Origin of the sequence: Vallicoccus soli (assembly GCF_003594885.1) — a bacterium.
GTDB lineage: Bacteria > Actinomycetota > Actinomycetes > Motilibacterales > Motilibacteraceae > Vallicoccus > Vallicoccus soli.
Genome location: NZ_QZEZ01000011.1, coordinates 91,036 through 94,505 on the forward strand (window position 1 = coordinate 91,036; position 3,470 = coordinate 94,505).

Genomic DNA, 3,470 nt, shown 5'->3' on the forward strand with positions numbered 1-3,470 from the left:
CGGCGGGCCCTGCGGAACCACGCGCTGAGACCAGACGCGACAGCAGTGACGTTCCTTCTGACAGCCCAGGCGAGGCAGACGTTCCGGCCGGCCTTCTTGTCACCACGCCTGCGGTCGTCCGCGGCCGGCTGATCCCGCAGGGCGATCCTCATCTGGTCACGCGGCTCCGCGTCAGCAGGAGCAGGGACGCTGGCGCAACGCCGACTCGGCGAGGACAGGCACCGTCGCTGCGGGCAGAGATGCACGGCATGAGCGGGGCGGCCTTCGAGCAGTTCGAGTCCCTGGCCAGACGCTGAGACCTCGTGCGGCGCTACCAGCATGTCCGAGATCCTCGACGCTGTCGCAGAAGACTCGCCTCCCTAGGTGCCGATGCGACGGCAGGAGGCGCTGCACGTGTACGTCGACGCCCATGGTCCTCACGGTCGGCTGAACCGCTGACGTCCGAGCGGCGGTTTCCTGACGTCGCGGCGGCTGAGGTCATCGCCTGCAGGGGATCCCCTGCCGAGTGGCTCAGGTCGGTGCCGGCGGACGTACTCCTTCTAGAGGGCTATCTGTCGCCACAGTCAAGTGCCCCGATAGCAGCGCCTACCATCGCCCATGGATGAAGTGACGATGAGACGCGCGGTTTCGACATGCTCTGCCGCCAATGTCCACATCCGTCATGCTGCACGACTTTCCGACTGACTCACGTCAGCCTGCCCAGAACCCGTGCAGCCTCCTTGCGCACCCAGGCTCGCCTGTCACCGCGTAGGCGCTCAAGTGCCGGCAGCGCCTCGGGCGGCGGCGCAGCGCGGCGCTTGCGCAGCGCAGCCACCGCGTGCCCGTCGACTACCGGGTCATCCAGCAGAGTCACGAGGTCGTCAGCGGCACTAGGATGCTTCGAGCGAGCGAAGCCCAGGACGAGCATCTCGCGCGCTGCGCCAAAGCGCTCGTCGTTGGCCAGGCGCACGAGGTCGGAGTACCTGGCGTCGTCCCACAGCACTTCGAGCGCGTTGCCGACGGCCCAGCGCAAGTTCTCCGTCCTGGCCGTGGCTGGGGCCAGGGGAAGAGTCTCGAACTCGCGGAGGAGCGGCCCGAGTGCGTCGCTCCGCGCCCAGCGCACCGTGAGGCAGCGCACGATCTCCTCGCGCTGACCGAGATCGGTCGTTCGAGGGAGCCAGGCCAGGAGGACCGGGATAGCCTCCTCGTACAGCACGGGTGAATCCCGCAAGTCGGTCAGTGACTGGACCGTGTAGCCAGCGTCAGCGAGGGCACTCAGGACATCCTCCACGCGGCACCCTCCCCGGGACATCAATGCGCTGAACAGGTCGGTGATCTTCGAGCTCGTGAAGCAGGAAAGAGGACCTGGTGCCCTCGCGCGTGCCCCCAGAGGAGCATCGCGATCGGGGACCCGCTCTGCGTCCGGTTCGCGGCGTCACGGCTCCGGATCGCAGAGCTCGGACGGTGGTCGGAGCCTTCGTGGCCGTGGCAGCCGATAGGGGGACGTCCAACGAAGCGGGGCGGGCAGTACCGGCGCGGTCGGCTGGCCGCTCGATGGCGATCAGTTATCGGCTCGGCCACTCGGCGCGTCACATCTGCAGCTTGAGGGCCCAGAGGCGCGGGAGCATCTGTGCCGGGTTGTGGCGTTCCGCGGGATCTCCCTCTGGGAGGCGGACGAGCATCGTGATGCCGTGTTCGGCGCTGAGGACCTTGTTGGTGCGGCGCCGGTACGCCGTGTGGGGTGCGAGGAGCAGCTCTTCACCGAGTGCCACATCGCTCTCGGCCGACGGAAGGTCGGCGAGGCTGTCCGGGTCCTCGACGAAGCGCTGGTGCTGCTCCCGCCCCAAGTGCAGCGACCAGGCGAGGAAGTACTCCAGAGGATCGCTGGTCAGCCCCTCTCCGCAGTAATGTTCGGCAGCCCCGATGTGACGCCAGGTCATGAGCTCGTTCAGGTGCTGCACCTGCAAGTCCTCGAAGGCGACCACGTCCCTCAGAGGGAGACGCTCCAGCTCGCTCAGAAGGATCGCGAGGTGAGCCCCAGTCGGGTAGCCGTCGTGACCCGAACGCGCCAGACTGCCGTCGATCAAGGTCCAGAAGTCGTCGTCCCGCACCTCGGCAGCATGACCAAGGGAGTTGACGCCTTAGTGCCGCCGCCGGCGGACGTCGTTAGCATCCCGTCAGAGCACTCGACGACGGGGGTTGCGATGCTGACAGGAACACGGACAAGCGGGAGTCTGGCCTGCGGGATCGCCTGTGCACTGGTGATGGCTGGGTGTGGTAGCGCGGGCGATGCGAACGAGCGTGCAGCAGCGACCGAGTGCGCCGCCTCAACGCCGTGGGCGGTGATCGGCGGCGCAGTGCCCGTGACGAACCGCGAGTTTGGGCGGGACCTGTACCTTGTGGATCGTGAGGGCAGAGCCGAGCGGTTGACCACCTCGACGGTCGCCTACGGCGCGACCCCCAGCCCTGACGGCGATTATGTGGTGTATGCCGCCAGCCGGCCGTCTGACTACGCAGGTGGCCCATGGCCGCCGCACGAGCTGCGCCGCGTGGACGTGAGCACTGGGGCGGAAAGGACGCTGGCTCCTGTGCCAGCGTACGGCGGGCTGTCTTTTTCGCCGGACGGCGCGACGATTGCCGTGTCTCACAGAGTGTCGCCCGAGCCCGGGGCCGGTGGTCGTGGCTCGCGGAAGCCTCCGCGGATCGCCCTTGTCGACGTCAACGAGCCAACCGCGCTGCGCTTTCTCACGGTCGATCTAGGTGACGATCCTCTCGCGCGTGTAGTTGAGGATCAGAACCCAGTCTTCAGCCCTGACGGGACGCGCATCGCCTTTCTGCGCGGCAACGCTCTCGTGGTCACGCCCGTGGACGGCGGCCCTAGCCGGGTCGTCCATCGCAGTACTGGGTGGTCCACCGGTGTGCGTTGGGACAGTGATGGTCGACATCTGCTCCTTACGCGACCCTACCCCGGCACGGATGGCTTCACGTCGTCGATCCTGCGGGTCGATACGGAGACGGGCGAGTCGGAGGAGTTGCTGGAGAGCGTTCCTGGGACCGCTGCTTGGTCCAGGGCGGCGGACGGCAGCCTGGTAAGTGCGCAGCGAGGGGACGAGTGGGACGACGATGACTTACTGCTTCGCATTGATCCACAGGGCGTGAAGAATCAGATACTCCTAGACGTCGAGGTTTCCGGGGAGCTCGTGTTGATGCCCTGCGCCTTGTAAGAATCAGCGTCGCGCAAGACGTACAGTGCCCAGGATTGCACTCGCGCTTCGCAGTCGGACGTCGGGCCCACTGGTTCGCGAGCAAGGGGCTTGCCCACGAACAGCGCCACAGCGGATGTGCTTCCTGTCGTCGAGGGCGCGCCTGTCCAGGGTTGCCCACTGTGCGGCGGTCGTCGTCCGCGCCGCCACGCCCGGTGCGCTAGTTGTAGTGCCCCGAGACGTTGTTGACGCGGCTGATCGGGGGTTGGCCGTCGAGTGCGGTGTGGG

The 3,470-nt window shown here is 67.3% G+C and carries 3 protein-coding genes; 1 reads left to right on the forward strand and 2 read right to left on the reverse strand.

Annotated features, from left to right (window positions below):
- Positions 1 to 685: 685 nt before the first annotated feature.
- Positions 686 to 1,195: a HEAT repeat domain-containing protein gene (locus tag D5H78_RS17925; protein WP_133412093.1), complete on the reverse strand. Its 510-nt coding sequence runs from the start codon at positions 1,193 to 1,195 to the stop codon at positions 686 to 688.
- Positions 1,196 to 1,568: 373 nt separating this feature from the next.
- Complete coding sequence (locus D5H78_RS17930; RefSeq protein WP_119951868.1) at positions 1,569 to 2,090, reverse strand: DUF4240 domain-containing protein; 522 nt, start codon at positions 2,088 to 2,090, stop codon at positions 1,569 to 1,571.
- Between the two features lie 9 nt (positions 2,091 to 2,099).
- Here D5H78_RS17930 and D5H78_RS17935 point away from each other — a divergent pair, with 9 nt between their 5' ends.
- The gene (locus D5H78_RS17935) at positions 2,100 to 3,203 is read left to right on the forward strand and encodes a TolB family protein (protein WP_119951869.1); all 1,104 of its coding nucleotides are present in this window, start codon (positions 2,100 to 2,102) and stop codon (positions 3,201 to 3,203) included.
- Positions 3,204 to 3,470 lie beyond the last annotated feature (267 nt).